Here is an 18820-nt window from a genome sequence, read left to right on the forward strand (position 1 = left end):
GCCTTGTATATTGCGGCTCCGTGCGTCATCGTTCAACTAAGGGAAAGGGGAAAACAGTGGAAACGCGCGCGGTACGCAAACATGAGTGGGCGACGATTCCGAACGCCATCACGATCATTCGTTTTCTCTTGGTCATCCCCATCGTCGGCTATCTGGTGGCCGATACCGAACCGGTGCTGACTGCGGTTCTGCTCCTGGCATTCGGCCTCAGCGACTGGATTGACGGGTTTATTGCCCGCAGGTTCAACCAGGTCTCGCACCTGGGCATCCTGCTGGATCCCATTGCTGATCGCTTGGGCATCGTGGCTATCACTATCGCATTGGTGATTAATGGAGCGATTCCTCTCTGGGTTGGAGTGGCCATCTTCATCACTGACCTGATTCTGCTGTGCACCTATTTCTTCTTGCGCCTTGAATCCCCACCGGCTTCCACATGGATGGGAAAGATCCGTACTGCCATCATGATGCTGGGTCTGGCCTGCGTGGCCTTTGGCAGAATCCCCGAGTTGTCGGTGCTGGCCGCGCCTGGCGTGGCCATTTTGGCAGTTGGCACGGCGATGCATCTATTTGTCGGCTTCGGGTATCTGCGGATCATGCGGGCTTCGGCCAAAACTCAGCATGCATCGGCCAGCTAGTCGCGGCCGTCTTGCTCCATGTCGCCGGCCAAAAGCGTCAATTCCTGTAGTCGCGGCTTCCACAGTGCTGCCTTGCAAGCAGTCAGTTCCCTGAGCTGCGCTGATGCCAGCTCATCCAGTGCACGGATATAGTCGGGAACGATCTCGCGTGGAAGGCGCAGGCCCATGGTCAGATGCGGGGTCCATCTGGGTCCTCGTCCGTCGGGATTCACGGCGCTGATTTCCCGGGCCGCCATTTCCAGGGCGTCGGTCGTTTCCAGCAGCCAGGCAACCGTCTGCTTGCGCTTGGTACCGAAAACAATCGTGCCCACCCGGTGGAAGCAGGCGGGGATGAGATCTGGGAGCAGTTCTGCGGCCAGCTGCGCTACAGCATCGCTCATGCTGGGCGAAAAGGTGATGGTGATATGCGGAGTCTGGTGTTGTGCTGGAAACCCTCGCTTTTCCAGCTGGGCAAAGATTTGCCGCACTTGCTGCTCCTGCTCGGCCGAGAGACGCAACAGGACGTTATCTGGGGATCTGCTCATCCAGGTACTCCTTTCTCGTGCTGGTCACTGGACGCGTCCATGTACGGGCGCATGACTTCTGGTTCCCTGCCGCATGGTTGCTGGCTTCCCCGCTAGGCCTGTAGCCAAGGCTCGTCCAGAACTGTTCCGCTTCGGCGGCATTCGTATCGACAGTTGTTATCCGGCAGGTGGTGATCGACGGATAATCCTGCACCAGCGTGAGTACCTCTTCATGGATCTGCTTCCCCAACCCCTCTGCTTGCCTTGCGCCGTCAATCATGAGCAAACCGATGTGGACCGTGTCCGTTCTCGGCCAGCCGACAATCAGATCAGCGAATCCGACGAGTTCTGCATCCAGCCAAAGGCCAAGATCGATTTTCTGCTCGGCCCGCGCCGTCGGCGGCAGGGCGGTCAATGCCTCGATTGCGGCATCAGCTGCGGGAACTGCGCCGGTAACACGTTGCGAATACCCCGGGTTGCTTTCCATCAACCGCTGCAAGCAGGCTGCCTGTTCGATGGAAAGCCTGGTTACCCGGAGCTGTGAAGACCGCTTATCCATGAGCCGTCGCCCCGGTTTTTCCCTTGGCCGCTTCAGCTTCGAAGATCATCAGCGGCTGCTCGCCGTTGAATGGTTCTCGCGTCCAGTCGCCCCAGATAGCGCGCACCTCGAACCCTGCTGCGGCAAGATCTCCGCTGATCTGCTCGGCGCTGCGGAAGACCAATTCCAGTTCCTCGACCACTACTTCCTGCGACTGCTCGAACTTGGCGTAGGACATTAGTCGGACGAGACCCGAGCTGATTTCGTCGGCATCGAACCATTCGGTCAGCGGGCCGAATGGCGTCTGCCGAGTGGTGGATTCTTCAGCATCCCACTTCTGCCAGGCACGCGTCGACGGGTTCCTGCTTTCAAAAGCCAGCACCGTGCCGGGCCCGGCAGCTTCGCGCAGTTGTTTCAAGGTTCGTTCCCACTGCTGGCCAGGGATGTGCTGGGCGACGTTCCCAGTCATCACCATCAAGTCGAAGGGCCCGCCTTCGATAGCCGAAGAATCGCCGTCGATCCAGGTGACTCTCCCAGCTTCGGGCCGACGCCTGGCGTAGGAAAGCATTACCGGTGAGGGGTCAACGCCTACAACAGTTCTTCGCTCGCCAACAAGCGTTACCGTCAAGAGCCCAGTGCCGCAGCCTAGATCCAGGATCCGATCGGCTTGGGTTTCAGCCGCGAGTGCACGGTAATAATCATGATCCGGTCCATCGGGATTATCCGTGTCGTAGAGTTCCGTGATTCGTGGATCATAGTCGGTCATGCTCACGTGGTCCTATTCCGTTCTCAGAGTTTCCGGTCGAGGTGCCGGGGTGCGCAACAATTCTTGCCTTGCCTAGGTGAAGCCGGCTCATTGTCGGTTGCTTCGCTGCCGGCATGCACTGTCTCGTCAGGCATCCTAAGGTCCGCACCAATCGCGCAATAATTCTTCGCATGGAACTTTGCCCCATCCGCTCCTACTAATCAGTAGTCGCTCCGGCACAACATGCATATCCCCAAGCCAACCACATCAATTGTGACCTAGACAACTGATGGTGAATTGGGCATTGTTGGTTCAACAGACGTTTCCGGTCTGCTCGAAACCCCTAATGGAGGAGCTCCATGGCCGAGGCCTACATCATTGATGCGCTGCGTACACCGGTTGGACGCCGGGGGAAATCGCTGGCACAGATCCATCCACTGGATCTCGCTGCGGCACCGCTGGCGAAGCTGGTGACCCGCAACAACATTGACTCCGAGCAATACGATGAGATCATCCTCGGCTGCATCGACCAGCTGGGGCCCCAAGCCATGGACATTGCCCGCAACGCATGGCTGGCTGCCGGCCTATCGGAGCACGTACCCGGGACCACGGTGGAACGCCAGTGCGGATCCGGGCAGCAAGCGGTCTCCTACGCGGCGCAGGCGGTCATGAGCGGCACCAGTGACCTCGTCATTGCTGGCGGCGTCCAATCCATGTCCAGCATCCCGCTCTCCTACTCCAATGCAGCCGCCACGGACTTCGGCTTCCCTGACCCCTACTCCGGCTCCAAGCGATGGGCTGCACGCTACGGCGAGCAGGAAATTTCCCAGTTCCGCGGTGCAGAAATGATGGCGGAGCGCTGGGGCCTGGACCGCACCCAGTTGGAGGTCTTTGCCGTGCGTTCCCATGAGCGCGCGTTGAACGCCCAAACGCAGGGATACTTCGACCGCGAGATCCTGGCCCTGGATGGCTTGGCCGCCGACGAGGGCCCGCGCCCTGTGGACCGCGCCAAGATGCAATCACTGGCCCCGATCATCGACGGAGGAGTGCATACAGCGGCTACCGCATCGCAGATGTCTGATGGCGCCGCCATGCTGCTCATTGCCTCGGAGTCCGCGGTCAAGCGCTATGGGCTCAAGCCCCGCGCCCGCATCCACCACATCTCGGCCCGAGGCGATGACCCGGTCATGATGCTTTCAGCACCGATCCGCGCCACCCAGCATGCTCTGGCCCGCGCCGGCATGCGCATCGAGGACATGGACCGCATTGAGATCAACGAAGCCTTCGCCGCGGTGGTCCTGGCCTGGCAGCAGGAAACCGGCGCCGACATGTCCAAGGTCAATGTCAACGGCGGCGCCATCGCCCTGGGCCATCCCATTGGCGCCACCGGCGCACGGCTGATGACCTCCCTGCTGCACGAGCTGGAACGCAGCGATACCCGCTTTGGCCTGCAGACCATGTGCGAAGGCGGTGGCCAGGCCAACGTCACCATCATCGAACGCCTCTAGCTTCCGGCACCGGCCACGAAGGAAACCACCCATGAGCGCATTGCCCGCCGATACGGCGATGAAACCCGATGACCCGAACACCATTGGTGCGCTCATGCGCCGCAACCAATCGGGCAAATTGCTCAAGCGCAAGTCGCGCGCTGAACGCAACACGGCTTCGGGCGGCGCCCAATGAACCGCGACCCGTGGGCACCCTACGAGCTCGCCACCGCCGTGGACGTCGACTACCTGTCCGCTTTCGCGGCGGCCACCGACGAGGATCGCAGGCGTTGGGCTCGCGCCCGGCAATACGGCGAAGAGATCCTGCCGGTCATCAACGAGCACTGGGAGAACGGGCATTACCCGCTGGATCTGGTCCGGCGCATGGGCGAGCTTGATCTGTTCACCGACGGGCTGAGGATCCCCGGCCACGCACACTTCTCCCCGCTGGCCGCCGGACTGGTGGCCATGGAGCTGTCTCGTGCCGATGGCTCGATGGCCGCGGCAGCTGCAGTGCAGGGCGGTCTGGTCTTGCGCAGCCTAAAATTCTTCGGCAGCCCCGAACAGCAGGAGCAATACCTGGAACCGGTGGCTTCAGGTAAGTTGCTCGGTGGCTTCGCGCTGACCGAACCTCACCATGGTTCGGACGCTGTGGGCCTGGAATCCAGCGCCCGGCGCGACGGGAAGCACTGGATCATCAATGGGCACAAGAAATGGATCGGCAATGGAGCTGCCGGCGGCATCACCATCGTGTGGGCGCGGGATGTTGCCGATTCGCAGGTCAAGGGGTTCATTATCGACCAGGGCACCCCCGGCTACGAGGCCGCCCCGGTGCGCGGCAAGGGCGTGCTGCGCGCCATCGAGCAGGCAGAGATCCGGCTGACGGATGTTCGCGTCCCGGAGTCCGCCCGTCTCACCGGGGCGGAATCGTTCAAGGATGTCTCGCGGGCGCTGGTTGATACCCGGGTGAATGTCGGCTGGTCGGCTCTGGGCCATGCGCAGTTCCTCTTTGAAGCTGCACTGCAGTATGCCAAGCAGCGCACGCAGTTCGGCAAACCGCTCGCCGCACATCAGATGATCCAGGAACGCTTGGCGCAGATGCTGGCCGAAATCACCAACATGCAGTTGCAGTGTGCCGCCGTCGCCGGCATCCAGGCCGCCGGCCAGTTGAAGGACACTCAGGCATCATTGCTGAAGTTCCATAACACCCGCGCTGCCCGTAGGATCGCATCCACCGCGCGTGACCTGCTCGGCGGCAATGGAATCCTGCTGGAAAATCATGTTATTCGCCATCTCGGTGACATCGAGGCGCTGCACACCTACGAGGGAACTGAGTCGGTCCAGGCATTGATTCTCGGCAGGGATCTGACCGGCTTCAGCGCCTTCAGCTAGTACCGCGGAGTACGATAACAATGAATCTTGCGTTACCGCTTGGCCAACCCCCGAAGGACTGCCCATGCCATACCTAGTCGATTTCAAGGACGTCTCCACCCAGGGCCTTGAGTCCTCGCCCGTTGCCGATGCACTCGCAGGCTTGCGCGCCAACGAAGCGCGTTATCTGAAGAACAAGTTCAACCACGACTTTGCCGTCGAGCAAGCGGCCGACGCCCAAGACGCCATTGCGTGGGTGAACAAGATTCTTGCCGAAGAACGCGACCTGCACATCGCATCCACGCCGCTGCAGGCGACCATCTTCGAGGCCGACGGGGCCAAGCGCGCCTACGTCTTCTACGAGTCAGGCCTGTCCATTAATGTCCTCTACGGCTTGGAACCCGGTGAGAAGCGCGCCGTCGGCTTCAAGCTCAGTGACGGCATGGAGGTGCCAGACGAGCTGCAAGAGAAGTTCAAGTTCGCGCGGCAGAAGTCCAAGCTGGCAGGAACCATCCGCGGCTCCTACTTCGTGATCAAGAACGAATACTGACCTTTCGAAGAATGGACTGCTGCCCCGCGCTTTCGTGGATCCTACTGGGCACCCGGCAACTGCGCGTAGGCATCCTTGGCTGCCTCTAGCAGGAAATCAGCAGGCCACAACGCGCGCACATCAGCCGGGAACACGATGTCCTTGATATCTGTACCGTTCTGAAGCGCCGCACCCAGGGTCGCTGCGAGCTGCTCGAAGCAGTGCAGTTGCTGGATCACGAATTCCCTTCCCACAGGTTCCCCGTAGCCAGGAACTACCACGTCACCGGGCTGGATGTGCTTTAGCAGGGATTCGAGCACCCCTGGCCAGCCCATTGGATAGGCGCCCGACCCGAACATCGGCGGGCCCGACTGCTCGATGATATCGCCCAGGAACCAGGTCTTGGCATCAGGAATATGGATCGCCAGGTCGGTGTCGGTGTGCCCTGCTCCCAACGGGATTACCCGGATGTCCCGCCCGCCGAGACTCAGCATGCAGGGTTGTTCCAGCAGGTGGCTCGGCGGTGTCACCTGCACACCGTCCCAATCCATGTCGGGTTCGAGTTCCGGCGAGCGCCGAACCAACTCAAGCCGGGGCTTCTCGAATTGCTCGAAATGCGCAGGGATCCGGTGATGGCCGTAAATCGGGATTCCCTGCTGGGCAAAGAGCTGATTGCCGAAGGTATGGTCGTAGTGGGCGTGCGTGTTGATCACTGCAACGATTGGAAGACCAAACTGCGCTGTGGCCTCGTCGATGATTTCTCGTGCCTCGCGTTCGTTATTGCGGGTATCGATAATCGTCACGCCGTGTCCGCCGAGCACCGCGCCAACGGAGATGTCCAACGGATCATATCGCCGCTGAAATACTCCCGGGGCTATCTGGTTCCAGTGTCGTTCAACCATCATCTGCCGTCCTGCCGGTTCTGCTTGGCTAGAGTCCTGCCTTCAGCAACAGTTTCCAGCGCTGCGGCATGGGTGCCTCGACCACCAGTTCCTGGCCATCGGGCTTGGGAATCACTAGCTTAGTCGCATGCAGGAACAGCCCGCGGCCTCCTAGCTGTTCAACACGGCGATTGAACTTCGCAAATCCATACCGGTCATCACAGGCAATCGGATGCCCTTGGCTTTGCAGGTGGACACGGATCTGGTGCTTGCGTCCGGTCATCAGTTGCACATCCAAGATAGTGGCGCGCTGTCCGACGCGTTGCCTTACCTCGACGCGGGTCTCAGCTCGCTGCCCGTGCGGGTCGACCACGACCTTGTCGGTGCGGCGCAGCAGCGGCGCGTGGATCGATTCGATGTCCTGCTTCCAGTGCCCTGCCACGAGCGCCAGGTAGTGGCGTTCAATTTCGTCTTCCCGGTTCCGGAGCAACTCATGCAGGTAGCGCAGCATGCTTGGGGTCTTCGCCAGCACCAGCAGCCCTGAAGTGTCGCGATCCAGACGGTGAGTCAATTCCAGATCCGGCAGTTCCGGGCGCAACTGGCGGAAAACTTCGATCACGCCCGCAGGATTATCAGTGCCCTGGTGCACGGCGATGCCGGCAGGCTTGTCAATGACCAGCACGTCTTGGTCTTCATGCACCACGGTGTTGCGCAGCCGCTTGACCAAGTACTCCGGTACGTCGGAGGCTGGCTCCCGGCCCGGTGCTGCATGCAGCGCCGGGCCGGTAATCTTGTCATTTTCGCCCAGCCGATACCCTTCTTGGACTTTCTTGCCGTTGACGCGCAATTGACCCTTGCGCATGAGCCGGAAAAGCTGCCCTGCCGGCAACGTTTTGAGCCGGGTCCTCAGGAACTTTTCGATACGCCGGCCGGCGTGCTCGCCGTCGATGACAATGGTGTGCATCTGGGAATCAGACCGCACTTCTGCCGATGGATGCTGGAAGACTCCAGACAAGAACTATCACTCCATATAGGGGCCACATCCATGAGTGGATCATGGCATCGCCGTTCACGGCGGGTCATTTTCAAGGGACTTCCGGGAGCTGCCGCCCCGAATTGGCCGACCTTAATCGTACCCCGATGCCGTGATCATGCACGTGTGAAGCAACAGGCAGGAGGTCTGAACTCACAAAATCGCCAGGGGCTATCAGGCCGTGATAAACATGGCGCGGAGCAATAGCCGGTCCTGGCGGCCATTTGAAATAGCACAATAGTTGCCGGTCCAATAGTCGCCTGGCTTCTTCTCCATGACTAGGCTGGGTTCATGGCCACAGTAATACTTGTACGGCACGGACGTACCACCGCCAACGCCACCGGCATACTGGCTGGACGCACGCCCTCCGTGTTCCTCGACGATACCGGGGAAGAACAGGCGATCCGCACCGCCGAGCGGCTAGCGGCAATCCCCCTGGCTGGCATCGTCTCAAGCCCGCTGGAACGTTGCGTGCAGACAGCCGAATTCGCCATGCAACAGCAAAGCAAAGCCGCACAATTGCTGATTGAGCCAGAACTCTCGGAATGCGACTACGGCCTTTGGCAGGGTCGCAAGCTGCAGGACTTGACTGCCGAGGAACTTTGGAAAACAGTGCAGTCCGCGCCGTCAGCGGTGACCTTCCCGGGCGGGGAAGCCATGGCCGGAATGCAATCCCGGGCTGTAGCAGCCATCAGGCGCCATGACGCGGCGATCGAAGCCGAGCATGGTGCTGAAGCAGTCTGGGCGGCATTCAGCCATGGCGATATCATCAAGTCGGTACTGGCTGACGCGCTGGGCATGCATTTGGATCTGTTCCAACGCATCAATGTGGGCCCGGCGTCCGCATCGATTGTGCACTACGGGCCCGGCACGCCCCGCGTGTACTCCATCAACACCGACGCCGGAGACCTCTCGTGGCTAGCCCCCGGCCTAAAGACAACTGATGCCCCGGTCGGCGGCGGAGCAGGAAACTAAGGAGACTGAAATGACGGCAACAGTCAACGAATTCAACTGGCCGGATCGCGTTGTCATTGGCACCATCGGCGCGCCCGGGTCCCGAACCTTCTACCTGCAGGCAAGAGCCGGCTCGGAGCTTTCCAGCATCGCTTTGGAAAAGCAGCAAGCCGCAGCGGTTGCAGAGATGATTGACGAGATCCTGGATCAGCTTTCCACGGTCAAGGGCAACCCTTTCAACGTTCCCGAACATACCCCGGTGGAACTGGTCGACAACGATCCACTGGAAGAAGTGAACGAATCATTCCGCGTCGGATCGATGAATCTCGGATGGGACGCAACAGTAGCGCAGGTAGTTCTGGAAGCTTTCTCCCTGAATGACGAAGATGACGAGAATTTCGATCCGGATGGACCGGGCGCAGTCATGCGCGTGCGCATGCCCGTAGGCACCGCTCGCGCTTTTGCGATGCGCACCCACGAGATCGTGGCCGCTGGACGGCCGGTGTGTTCCAACTGCGGTTATCCGATTGATCCGGATGGGCATACCTGCAGGGACGAGAACCGACAGTGAATGCGCCCGATCTGCTGACTGCGCAGCTGGAACTGACCGGCCGCATCACCACCGCTTCCAATGCGACGTTCTTGGGCAACATCGGTCAAAACAGCGTTGTCTACAAGCCCATAGCTGGAGAGAAACCCCTTTGGGATTTTCCCCATGGATCGCTGGCCTACCGCGAGGTTGCCGCCTTCCGAGTATCTGAAGCCCTGGGCTGGAACCTAGTCCCCCAGACGTGGCTGCGCGACGGGCGATTCGGCGAAGGCATGGTGCAGCTATGGCAAGAAATTGATCGAGAACAGCGCCCGGTAGACATCGTCGCCGCGGACGAGGTGCCTGAAGACGGCTGGAAGACCGTCCTGCACGGAGAGGACGAATCGGGGCATCCTATGGCTCTGCTTCACGAAGATACTCCTGCCCTGCGACGCATGGCAGTCTTCGATGTGCTGGTCAACAATGCCGACCGCAAAGGCGATCACGTGCTAGCCATGCCAGATGGCCACCGCTACGGTGTCGACCACGGCCTCTGCTTCAACGAAGAGCACAAACTGCGCACCGTGCTTTGGGGGTGGGTTGGCCAACCGCTGACGGAGGACGAACTGGCCGGTATCCAGAGGGTCAGTGATGTACTGGACGCGGATCTTGGGCAAGAACTGGCCGCGCTGCTGACCGGTGAAGAAGTCGCGGCGCTCGCCGACCGTTGCACAGATCTGCTCAGTGAAGGGCGATTCCCTGCGCATCGCGGGCAGATGCCTGCCGTGCCCTGGCCGCTTTTCTAGCATGGAGTTTTCTGTTGACCGCAAGGCAGCCTGCAAGCCATTCTTGGAGTCGGATAGCAAAGGACAGGTCGCACATGGGAACGTTCAAGGCAAACAAGGTAGACCTCGGTGTCGAATCCTTCGGAAACGAAAACGATCCATTGATTCTGCTCGTTGGCGGCGCAACCATGCTTGCCTGGCCCGAGGCCCTATGCGAGGCATTGGCCGCTGGTGGGCGCCATGTGGTGCGCTACGACCTCCGGGATTGCGGAGAATCAACCGCAGGGAACCCGATGAAACCCGGATACAACCTGCGTGATCTTGCTGCTGATGCCGCGGCACTGGCTGAACTGCTGGATGACCGTCCAGCACATGTGGCGGGTATTGGGGTCAGCGGGATGATCGCCCAGGTGGCGGCGCTGGATTACCCTGAAAGATTTAGCGCCCTGACATTGGTTGGCACACGGCCAGTCGCTCCAGGACCGGTGGACAAGGATCTGCCAGACCATGACCAAGCAACCATGGGCAAGCTATTCTCCCGCCCCATGCCAGTTTGGGCAGACCGCGAGTCCGTTGCCCGACACTCCGCCGAGGGCTCCCAAATCCTTGGCAACGAACCGGAAGCTGCACTGGATCTAGCCTCCCGCATCTGGGACCGTACGGCGAGCGCAGATCCAGAAGTCCACATGGCAAACCAGATCGGGATTGTCTTTTCCAAGCTGGACTGCGCTCCACGCTGGCGCGAACGGCTTCCCGAGTTAGCCATCCCCGCACTGGTCGTACACGGAGCCAAGGATCCGTTCTTCCCCCTCGGCAATGGCGAAGCCCTGGCCCGGGAGATCCCAAACGCTACCTTGCTCGTGCTTGAAAACGCTTCGACTGCCATACCGACTTCGGCAATCCCCCAAGTTGCTGATTCAATGCTGCACCTGTAGGCAAGCAGCGATTCGAGCACTAGTCACAGGCCAGTATAGACTTTCCTCATGGACCATATGCCGCCCCGTACACCAGGCGAAGAACTTAGGCCTTCTGAACTAGAGCTGCTGACTTTGCTCTGCAGCGGCACAGATGCAGAATCGGCTCTAGCCCGACAGCAGCTGGAGTATGCGCGCTGGGGCGGCTACGAGTTCGAGGACTGCGAGTGCTTCTTGATTTCGTTCACTAGCAAGCGAGATTGCCGCAGTATCCGGCATGGCGGTGGCCCATTCTCCACCGTCGACGTTGGAAAAGGTGGAGAACACCTTGGGCAACTAAACCTTTGGGTTGTTGGCGGATACCTTCACCCGGTCGATTACATACCTTGGGAAAATGATCCCGGGCACCTGCCAACTTCCGAAAATTACACGTTGGAATTCGTCGGACGGAACTAGACTTCATAGCAAGAACACGGAACCTCCGCTTGATGCCGAACATACCTGAAGCGCACTCAGCCAATGCTTCTATTGTTCGCATGCGGTTACGGTAGTAATGTTCATGCCACGCTTTCAGGCCATCGAAGGGATTCGCCATGTCATTCCAGGCCTATCTGGACACCATCGAGAAAAAGACCGGACTTACTCCGCGCCAGCTTGTCGAAATCGCCCACGAAAAAGGTCTTGACCAGGAGGGTGTCAAAGCAGGGGAAATCCTGGCTTGGCTCAAGGCTGACTACGAACTGGGAAGAGGTCATGGCATGGCATTGGTGCATGTCATCCAGAAGGGATCTGGCATCTCCAGCAAACATGTTGGATCCGGCGGCACGCACAATGACGAATCAGATGTGCTTTGGCTCGACGGCATCGCGACAAAACCCTCCAAGTGAGCCAAACACGAAAGCTAAAGGTCCTGTTCACCAGGCATGCTCCCAGCGTCCTCCCGTTGGTCGCGAACTGCAGTAACTCCTGAAACGGCCATTGCAATCGTGATTGCGATCCAAAAACTGTCAAGCGCTTCAAGCAACTGCCTGCCCGAAATGAGGCAATAGGCTGCAAGGAACAAGGCCAGACCTACGATCGAGACGCCGAGGTACACCGCGACTCGTTTCCAGGCAGTTATTCCCGGCCGATAGCAGGGTCACGCGCAGGACAAGTTCTGGCGAGATTGGCATTAAATACGAACTCTCCCCCTTTCCGCGGTTCAGGGCGGAAGGAGGAGTGCTGAGTTCACGCGATTCTAGACGTTGAAGCGGAACTCAAGCACGTCGCCACAGCTAGGAACGCATGCACGCCTCACCGGGCCAGACCGGTCTCAGGGCTACGGTCCCTCACCTCGCACGGCCGACTCAGCTGCCTCTCCGATGGTCATCCAGCACCTGTTCAAACTCATCCGAAACCTCGTCCAGGAGGACCTGGAAGCCGGGCTCCTCGAGGGGGAAGTGGCCGCAGCCAGGAAGCATCACGACGCGGGTCTTGCCGTGAAGCCGACCGAGGTAGTCGAGGCTGAGCTCCGGCATAGTCCAACGATCCTCGGCCGGATGCAACAGCACGACCGGTGGTCCTTGGTATTGCTCGGGTCGAATAGCCGGACCCGCCTCGAGGAACGAGCGGTACCAGCCCACCGGCATCGAGCCACCACCGCCGCACGTGTCGGTGAGCACTGCATGACTGAGGCCATGGTCGTTTGAGATCGCAGACATAGGGGTCAGCACGCGGACCGGGATCCGTAGATTCGCCGCTGGCCCCCGGGCGAACTGCAGCAGTGGCAATCCCAGCCGCGCTATCCACGGGGCTCGCACGATGGCGGCAGCGATGCCCGGCCGACTCGGGTCGAGCAGGCAGGTCGCGATGACCCGCTTGGCCAGTCCGGTCACTGCAGCCGTGTCGACCGCGAGAGCACCACCCATGCTCGCCCCGACGACGACAAGTGGCCGCTCGTCATGCTCGCGACCCACGAGATCGACGAGCAGCTGCAGCCAGTCGCCATAACTGACGCTGCGGCGTCCACGCCGCACCCGGACCGTTCGCCCGTAACCGGGCAGATCGACAACCGTAACCCGAGCACCCAGGCGACTCAGGTGTGCAGCGTAGGGCCACATCGCCGCCGCATTCCCTCCCGCTCCATGGACCAGCAGCATTCGGACCGGAGCCGCCGGGGCACCCACGTGCTCGATGTGCAGGTCCCACGAACCACCCCCGTCCGGCGCATCCCACCTCCACGATGAGGCCACCCGCCGCACTGGTGCAGGGACGAGGCGGACGAAAGGCTCGTACCGGCGGTCCGTGGAGTCGAGTCGGCCAGCTCGTGCCGGTGGCACCTTCGCTCGGCCCCTTGAAAACGCCACATTCATACCCTCAATGTTACGGGAGTGCCCGGTGTCAGGGACTGATGCGCAGGTAGGTGGGTAAGAAGCCTGTATTTGACATTGAACCTAAATTCAACTGCGTCGCCGCACGTACCAACCTCTGAGAACCCGGCGAATCCCTCGAAGTGCCGACCTTCTCCTGGCCCTGCGATTATCGAGCCCGCCGAGCAAGGAAGCAACCCAGGTTGACAACCCATTGCTTAGCAACGTAGGTTGACGGCATGGAGTCTCCGCGGATCGCAGCAGTAGCAGCCGATACCAGCGACCCGAAAGCAGGATTGCGGGCCGTAACGTCCTTACGCGTACTCGCGGACACCTTGGAACTTCGGCAGGTCGAGGCCGCGTTGCGTTCAGGCATGAGTTGGCAGGAGATCGCCGACGCGCTCGGAGTGACGCGACAAGCCGCCCACAAGAAGCACTCCAAAAGAATTGATCCCGCGATCTCGACACCCAGGAGGAACAAATGAACAAACTCGTCCGCGCCGCTCAAACCAGCCAATCGCTTTCCCTGGCCGCCATGGAGGAAGCATCCCGGCTCGGGCTCCGCGAAGCCGACATCGACCACCTGTTCCTCGCATTGGTCATCAACGACCAGTCTGCCGGCCGCGCACTGCGCGAGCTGGGTATCGACATCGACAGCGCCCGCCTCGCCGTCGAGGAACAACGTGATGCACAGCTGGCCTCACTCGACATCGAGGCGTCGTTCCCTGAGGCCGGGCGCATCGTGTTCCACGAGACAGATGGGTACGAGTGGACTGCTCGCGCTCGGGACCTCATCGCGAGGTCCAGCAGCAAAGGCAAGTCAGGCGACGCAGCCGCCGTTCTCCGGGAACTCGTCGCAGAACCCAGCGGTCTGATCACGGATATCCTCGGCCGCCTTGGCACGACATCCGATGCGCTCATCGAACGCCTCGATCGGGCAGACTCGCCCTCCACGAAGTCCATGCCCGCCACAGCGAAAGTGAAGGGGCGGACCACGGGAACGACTGAGACTTTCGTATCCGCACCGCTGGACGAAGTGTGGGCGTTCCTCGCAGACCCCGCACGTATCCCCGAGTGGGAACCGAGCATCGGCATCCTCGATCAGACCAGTCAGGAAGCGACGCCAGGTACGGTTTGGGAAGGCGTTGCGCCCACAAATTACCCGGACGGGAAGCCTGTGAAGATCAAACCTCAGTTTCGTCGACGCAGTGTTGAACTCATCGCAATTCACCAACCGGAGAGGATCGCATGGAGCTTCGGATATCCCGACGTCGCACAAAGTAATTCGGTTCTGACGGAATTCACCTTAGTGAACACGACCGGTGGCACCCATGTACGAATTAGTAGGTCATGGTCGCGACGCCAAGGGTGGCGAGGACTTGTCGCATGGCCGCTACGTCCAATCCAAAAGTTTCTGGTGTGGATCACCCTGTTCCAAACTGGCAGCGCGATCAGCCGAACATTCCGCTAGCCCTGGCGACGGCGAACTGCTTGCTTGTGGCATATAAATCAAGTGCCCGAATCTCACACAGGGAGATCCGGGCACTTGAACCAGACGTTAAAGCGAAACTCGACTACACGTTAAACCGGAACTCGACGACGTCGCCGTCCTTCATGATGTAGTCCTTGCCTTCGATGCGGGCCTTGCCGGCGGACTTGGCGTTGGCCACCGAACCTGCGGCGACCAAGTCATCGAAGCCGATGACCTCGGCCTTGATGAAGCCGCGCTGGAAGTCGGTGTGGATGACGCCGGCAGCCTCGGGGGCGGTGGCGCCCTTGCGGACGGTCCAGGCGCGCGATTCCTTCGGACCTGCGGTCAGGTAGGTCTGCAGTCCCAGGGTGTCGAAGCCGACGCGGGCCAGCTTGTCCAGGCCGGATTCCTCGATGCCGGCGTCTTCCAGCATCTCGGCGGCTTCGTCTTCTTCCAGCTCGGCCAGCTCGGCCTCGAACTGGGCGTCCAGGAAGATCGCCTCGGCAGGGGCCACCAGCTCGGAGAGCTTGGCCTGCATGTCCTTGTCGGCCAGGCCTGCCTCGTCGGTGTTGAAGACGTAGATGAACGGCTTGGTGGTCATCAGCTGCATCGGTGCCAGCTCGTCCATGTCGATGCCGGCGGCCTTGCCCGCGGCGAACAGGGTCTTGCCGTCCTCGAGCACCTTCTGGGCTGCCAGCAGGTTGTCCATGAAGGACTTCTCGATCTTCTTGCTGCGCAGCTCCTTCTCCAGGCGCGGCAACTGGTTCTCGATGGTCTGCAGGTCGGCGAGGATCAGCTCGGTGGCGATGGTCTCAATGTCCGACTCCGGATCGACCTTGCCGTTCACGTGGATCACGTCATCGTTCACGAACGCGCGGGTCACCTGGCAGATGGCGTCGGCTTCGCGGATGTTCGCGAGGAACTTGTTGCCCAGGCCTTCGCCCTCCGAGGCGCCCTTGACGATGCCGGCGATGTCCACGAAGGACACGGTTGCCGGCAGGATGCGCTCCGAGTTGAAGATTCCGGCGAGCACCTTTAGGCGCTCGTCGGGCAACGGCACGACACCGACATTCGGTTCAATGGTTGCGAACGGGTAGTTGGCCGCCAGCACCTGGGCACGGGTCAGCGCGTTGAACATGGTGGACTTGCCGACGTTGGGCAGTCCGACGATTCCGATAGTAAGAGCCACGGGAGAAAATTCTACCTTTTACTAGTGATGAGCGCGCAATGGTGTACTGGCGCTTGAATTCTTAGGGTGAAGTCAGGCCTGCGGGCGAGCGTGGCCGCCCAGGGAACGATCCTCGTCCCCGGCTTCCTTGAGCTTGCCGCGGATTTCCTTGGGCAGCGAGAAGATGATGTCTTCCTGCGCGGTGGTGACCTCGGAAACGTCGGTGAAGCCGTACTCCGCCAGCAGCGCCACGACCTCGCGGACCAGCACCTCGGGCACCGAGGCGCCGGAAGTCACGCCGACGGTGGAGACGCCCTCGAACCAAGCCTCGTCCACCTCATTGGCGAAGTCCACCCGGTAGGCGGCCTTGGCACCGTGGTCCAGCGCCACCTCGACCAGGCGCACCGAGTTCGAGGAGTTCGCCGAACCGACCACGATCACCAGATCCGACTGCGGCGCGATGTTCTTGATCGCTGCCTGGCGGTTGGTGGTGGCGTAGCAGATGTCGTCGCTGGGCGGATCCTGCAGGTTCGGGAAGCGCTCGCGCAATCGGCGCACGGTCTCCATGGTCTCTTCCACGCTCAGCGTGGTCTGCGAGAGCCAGATCAGCTTGTCCGGGTTCTTCACCTGGACGGTGTCGGCTTCCTCGGGGTTGTTCACGATGGTGGTGACTTCCGGAGCCTCGCCGTAGGTGCCTTCGACCTCCTCATGGCCTTCGTGGCCGATGAGCAGGATCTCGTAGTCGTTCTTGGCAAAGCGCACGGCCTCGCGGTGCACCTTGGTGACCAGCGGGCAGGTGGCGTCAATGGTCTGCAGGTTGCGGTCCGCGGCGGACTGCACCACTGCCGGGGAAACACCATGGGCGGAGAAGACCACCAGTGCCCCTTCGGGCACTTCCTCGTTCTCCTCGACGAAGATTGCGCCGCGGGACTCCAGTTCGGAAACCACGTGCAGGTTGTGCACGATCTGCTTGCGCACGTAAACCGGAGGGCCGTAGTGCTCCAATGCCTTTTCAACGGCAACCACTGCCCGGTCCACGCCTGCACAGTAGCCGCGAGGAGCGGCCAGCAGAACCTTGCGCTCGGTGACCGTCGGAGAGGCGGCTGCAATTTCGGCCGGGGTGCGGCGCACCCGCGGGATCCGAGGCATTGACAGCGAGACCGTAGTAGAAGTGGAAGTAGCCATACCTCTAGTCTACGAAGTGCATGCAAGTTAGCGCATGCTCATATGAGCTGAAGCACGCCCTATTCGCTGTGAGTTCTACCTCTGAGTAGGTTTCCTTGGAGCTGAAGCGAAGAAAAATACCTGATTCTGTCCGTTTGTTGGTGTAGCGTCACAAGTGCGCGAGATGCACAACGTCGCGTATCAACCAGCTTCTAAGGAGCGGCGAATGGATTCGAACTCCCCTGCCAGTTTGCCGGCGACCGCCGGGCAGACCACCGCGGATAATCCTTGGCCGTTGCGTTTGCTTTCCGAGAAGCTGAAAATCCACATTGAGAACTCACCCGTGGTTTGGGTCGAAGGCCAGCTGCTCGAAGCCAATGTGCGTAATGGGCATGCCTATCTCACCCTGCGCGATGTGGATGCGGATTTCTCTTTCTCGGTCACCATCTGGGCCTCGTCCATGCGAAAGCTGGATTCTACCCCGCAGGTCGGCTCGCGGGTGGTGGCCCAGGTCAAGCCGAGTTTCTACGCCAAGACCGGCAGATTGTCCTTGAATGCAAGTGACCTGCGCCCAGTTGGCCTAGGCGAGCTTCTGGTACGCCTCGAACGCCTGCGCCAGGTGCTGGGGGCAGAAGGTCTCTTCTCCCCCGAGCACAAGCGCCCGTTGCCGATCCTGCCCCACCGCATCGGCCTGATCACCGGACGTGATTCGGATGCCGAAAAGGACGTGCTGCGCAACGCGACGCTGCGCTGGCCATCGGTGCAATTCAAAGTCATCAATACAGCAGTACAGGGCATGGATGCTGCTAATCAAGTGATCGCCGCACTGCAAAAGCTGGATGCGGATCCGGAAATCGATGTCATTGTGATCGCGCGTGGTGGTGGTGCCCTAGAGGATCTGCTGCCGTTTTCCAATGAAGATCTGGTCCGCGCGGTCTTTGCCGCCTCGACCCCGGTGGTCTCGGCCATTGGCCACGAGGCGGACCGCCCCATCTTGGATGACGTAGCTGATCTGCGTGCTTCAACACCGACCGACGCAGCCAAGCGAATCGTCCCAGATCTGAATGAGGAATTCGCTGGACTGGAGATGGCGCGGAACCGGTTGGACCGCTCCATCAACAATTTGCTCCAGCGCGAGGCCCAGCTGCTCGCCTCGGTACGCGAGCGCCCGGTGCTGTCCAATCCGCAGGTGATGGTCACCAGCCGTGCCGAAGATCTGGAACGCTGGAAGCAGCGTTCCACCGATTTGCTGCGTCACCGGGTGACGCGCGCCAGTGACGAAATCAGTCATCTGAAGAATCAGATGCGCGCACTGTCCCCGCAGCAAACCTTGGACCGCGGATACTCGGTGACCCAGCTTGAAGACGGAAGCATTGTGCGTGAAGCCGCCCAAGCTCCAGCTGAGAGCAAGCTGTTCATCCGTGTGGCCTCCGGCCAGCTGGTTGCACAGACCCTTGAATCAATTCCCGCCGGCGAGACCGCCAACTAAGCACGCCGATCACTGACCTGGAGTAATCATGACTGCACAGATCCCTGAAGATATTGCCAAGCTTTCCTACGAACAGGCTCGTGAAGAACTGCTGACCGTAGTGAACCAGCTGGAAACCGGCGGCGTGGCCTTGGAAGCCTCGCTGGCCCTATGGGAACGCGGCGAAGCGCTGGCAGCGCACTGCGAGAACTGGCTCAACGGAGTCTCCCAGCGCCTGGAGCAGGCCCGCGCCAATCACAACGAGGCCTCAGACCAGTAGCCATTGCACTTGGCTGC

At 60.7% G+C, this 18820-nt stretch carries 23 protein-coding genes; 15 read left to right on the forward strand and 8 right to left on the reverse strand.

The annotated features are described in order from the left end of the window. The first annotated feature begins 56 nt into the window (after positions 1–56). Positions 57–635, forward strand: a complete 579-nt coding sequence (locus JOE62_RS12150) for a CDP-alcohol phosphatidyltransferase family protein (RefSeq protein WP_204722559.1) — start codon at positions 57–59, stop codon at positions 633–635. Here the strand turns inward: JOE62_RS12150 and JOE62_RS12155 are convergent. From JOE62_RS12155 to JOE62_RS12165, 3 genes are all read right to left on the reverse strand, one after another. Next, positions 632–1159 carry a 2'-5' RNA ligase family protein gene (locus JOE62_RS12155; protein WP_204722560.1) on the reverse strand — a complete coding sequence of 176 codons (528 nt, stop codon included), beginning with the start codon at positions 1157–1159 and terminating at the stop codon, positions 632–634. The genes JOE62_RS12150 and JOE62_RS12155 overlap by 4 nt on opposite strands. Continuing rightward, positions 1140–1625, reverse strand: coding sequence for a GNAT family N-acetyltransferase (locus JOE62_RS12160; protein WP_239543360.1), 486 nt, complete (start codon positions 1623–1625; stop codon positions 1140–1142). The genes JOE62_RS12155 and JOE62_RS12160 overlap by 20 nt, the downstream gene beginning before the upstream one ends. Positions 1626–1689: 64 nt before the next feature. Continuing rightward, positions 1690–2442, reverse strand: a complete 753-nt coding sequence (locus tag JOE62_RS12165; protein WP_204722562.1) for a class I SAM-dependent methyltransferase — start codon at positions 2440–2442, stop codon at positions 1690–1692. A 338-nt stretch (positions 2443–2780) separates the two neighbouring features. Here JOE62_RS12165 and JOE62_RS12170 point away from each other — a divergent pair, with 338 nt between their 5' ends. The 4 genes from JOE62_RS12170 to JOE62_RS12185 all read left to right on the forward strand — a co-directional run bounded on the left by JOE62_RS12170 (position 2781) and on the right by JOE62_RS12185 (position 5829). Beyond that, the gene (locus tag JOE62_RS12170) at positions 2781–3929 is read left to right on the forward strand and encodes an acetyl-CoA C-acetyltransferase (protein WP_204722563.1); all 1149 of its coding nucleotides are present in this window, start codon (positions 2781–2783) and stop codon (positions 3927–3929) included. Between the two features lie 31 nt (positions 3930–3960). Continuing rightward, positions 3961–4104, forward strand: coding sequence for a hypothetical protein (locus JOE62_RS12175; RefSeq protein WP_204722564.1), 144 nt, complete (start codon positions 3961–3963; stop codon positions 4102–4104). Further along, positions 4101–5300 (forward strand): acyl-CoA dehydrogenase family protein, encoded by a 1200-nt coding sequence (locus JOE62_RS12180; RefSeq protein ID WP_204722565.1) that lies wholly within the window; start codon positions 4101–4103, stop codon positions 5298–5300. Before JOE62_RS12175 ends, JOE62_RS12180 begins: the two co-directional genes overlap by 4 nt. Positions 5301–5364: 64 nt before the next feature. Next, positions 5365–5829, forward strand: coding sequence for a DUF8821 family protein (locus JOE62_RS12185; protein ID WP_204722566.1), 465 nt, complete (start codon positions 5365–5367; stop codon positions 5827–5829). A 41-nt stretch (positions 5830–5870) separates the two neighbouring features. On the opposite strand, the gene JOE62_RS12190 is transcribed toward JOE62_RS12185, so the two are convergent. Both JOE62_RS12190 and JOE62_RS12195 read right to left on the reverse strand, forming a co-directional pair. Further along, positions 5871–6713 (reverse strand): MBL fold metallo-hydrolase, encoded by an 843-nt coding sequence (locus JOE62_RS12190; protein ID WP_204722567.1) that lies wholly within the window; start codon positions 6711–6713, stop codon positions 5871–5873. A gap of 25 nt (positions 6714–6738) precedes the next feature. After that, positions 6739–7653 carry an RluA family pseudouridine synthase gene (locus tag JOE62_RS12195; protein WP_204722568.1) on the reverse strand — a complete coding sequence of 305 codons (915 nt, stop codon included), beginning with the start codon at positions 7651–7653 and terminating at the stop codon, positions 6739–6741. Positions 7654–8013: 360 nt separating this feature from the next. Here JOE62_RS12195 and JOE62_RS12200 point away from each other — a divergent pair, with 360 nt between their 5' ends. The 6 genes from JOE62_RS12200 (at position 8014) to JOE62_RS12225 (ending at position 11791) form a co-directional block, all read left to right on the forward strand. Beyond that, positions 8014–8697 carry a histidine phosphatase family protein gene (locus JOE62_RS12200; protein ID WP_204722569.1) on the forward strand — a complete coding sequence of 228 codons (684 nt, stop codon included), beginning with the start codon at positions 8014–8016 and terminating at the stop codon, positions 8695–8697. 10 nt (positions 8698–8707) lie between these two features. Continuing rightward, positions 8708–9247 carry an Rv2134c family protein gene (locus tag JOE62_RS12205; protein ID WP_204722570.1) on the forward strand — a complete coding sequence of 180 codons (540 nt, stop codon included), beginning with the start codon at positions 8708–8710 and terminating at the stop codon, positions 9245–9247. Then, positions 9244–10011 carry an Rv2133c family protein gene (locus tag JOE62_RS12210; protein WP_204722571.1) on the forward strand — a complete coding sequence of 256 codons (768 nt, stop codon included), beginning with the start codon at positions 9244–9246 and terminating at the stop codon, positions 10009–10011. The genes JOE62_RS12205 and JOE62_RS12210 overlap by 4 nt, the downstream gene beginning before the upstream one ends. Before the next feature lie 74 nt (positions 10012–10085). Then, a complete protein-coding gene (locus JOE62_RS12215; RefSeq protein ID WP_204722572.1) occupies positions 10086–10925 on the forward strand; it encodes an alpha/beta fold hydrolase in 840 nt (279 codons plus the stop codon). A gap of 48 nt (positions 10926–10973) precedes the next feature. Beyond that, complete coding sequence (locus JOE62_RS12220) at positions 10974–11360, forward strand: hypothetical protein (RefSeq protein ID WP_204722573.1); 387 nt, start codon at positions 10974–10976, stop codon at positions 11358–11360. A gap of 137 nt (positions 11361–11497) precedes the next feature. Further along, on the forward strand, positions 11498–11791 hold the full coding sequence (locus JOE62_RS12225) for a DUF4287 domain-containing protein (protein WP_204722574.1): 294 nt from the start codon (positions 11498–11500) through the stop codon (positions 11789–11791). A gap of 459 nt (positions 11792–12250) precedes the next feature. Here JOE62_RS12225 and JOE62_RS12230 read toward each other — a convergent pair whose 3' ends face one another. Next, on the reverse strand, positions 12251–13255 hold the full coding sequence (locus tag JOE62_RS12230) for an alpha/beta hydrolase (RefSeq protein ID WP_338085786.1): 1005 nt from the start codon (positions 13253–13255) through the stop codon (positions 12251–12253). Between the two features lie 236 nt (positions 13256–13491). Here JOE62_RS12230 and JOE62_RS16325 point away from each other — a divergent pair, with 236 nt between their 5' ends. Then, positions 13492–13737 (forward strand): hypothetical protein, encoded by a 246-nt coding sequence (locus tag JOE62_RS16325; RefSeq protein ID WP_073705929.1) that lies wholly within the window; start codon positions 13492–13494, stop codon positions 13735–13737. Next, positions 13734–14723 carry an SRPBCC family protein gene (locus JOE62_RS12235; protein ID WP_204722576.1) on the forward strand — a complete coding sequence of 330 codons (990 nt, stop codon included), beginning with the start codon at positions 13734–13736 and terminating at the stop codon, positions 14721–14723. Before JOE62_RS16325 ends, JOE62_RS12235 begins: the two co-directional genes overlap by 4 nt. Before the next feature lie 103 nt (positions 14724–14826). Here JOE62_RS12235 and ychF read toward each other — a convergent pair whose 3' ends face one another. Next, a complete protein-coding gene (gene ychF, locus JOE62_RS12240) occupies positions 14827–15912 on the reverse strand; it encodes a redox-regulated ATPase YchF (protein ID WP_038990663.1) in 1086 nt (361 codons plus the stop codon). Positions 15913–15984: 72 nt separating this feature from the next. After that, positions 15985–17076 carry a 4-hydroxy-3-methylbut-2-enyl diphosphate reductase gene (locus JOE62_RS12245; RefSeq protein WP_204722577.1) on the reverse strand — a complete coding sequence of 364 codons (1092 nt, stop codon included), beginning with the start codon at positions 17074–17076 and terminating at the stop codon, positions 15985–15987. A 205-nt stretch (positions 17077–17281) separates the two neighbouring features. Here JOE62_RS12245 and xseA point away from each other — a divergent pair, with 205 nt between their 5' ends. Together xseA and JOE62_RS12255 are read left to right on the forward strand one after the other, a co-directional pair. After that, positions 17282–18544, forward strand: a complete 1263-nt coding sequence (xseA, locus tag JOE62_RS12250) for an exodeoxyribonuclease VII large subunit (RefSeq protein WP_204722578.1) — start codon at positions 17282–17284, stop codon at positions 18542–18544. Positions 18545–18572: 28 nt separating this feature from the next. Next, complete coding sequence (locus JOE62_RS12255) at positions 18573–18803, forward strand: exodeoxyribonuclease VII small subunit (RefSeq protein ID WP_204722579.1); 231 nt, start codon at positions 18573–18575, stop codon at positions 18801–18803. Positions 18804–18820 lie beyond the last annotated feature (17 nt).

Origin of the sequence: Glutamicibacter nicotianae, assembly GCF_016907615.1 — a bacterium.
In the GTDB taxonomy this organism is placed as follows: Bacteria; Actinomycetota; Actinomycetes; order Actinomycetales; family Micrococcaceae; genus Glutamicibacter; species Glutamicibacter nicotianae.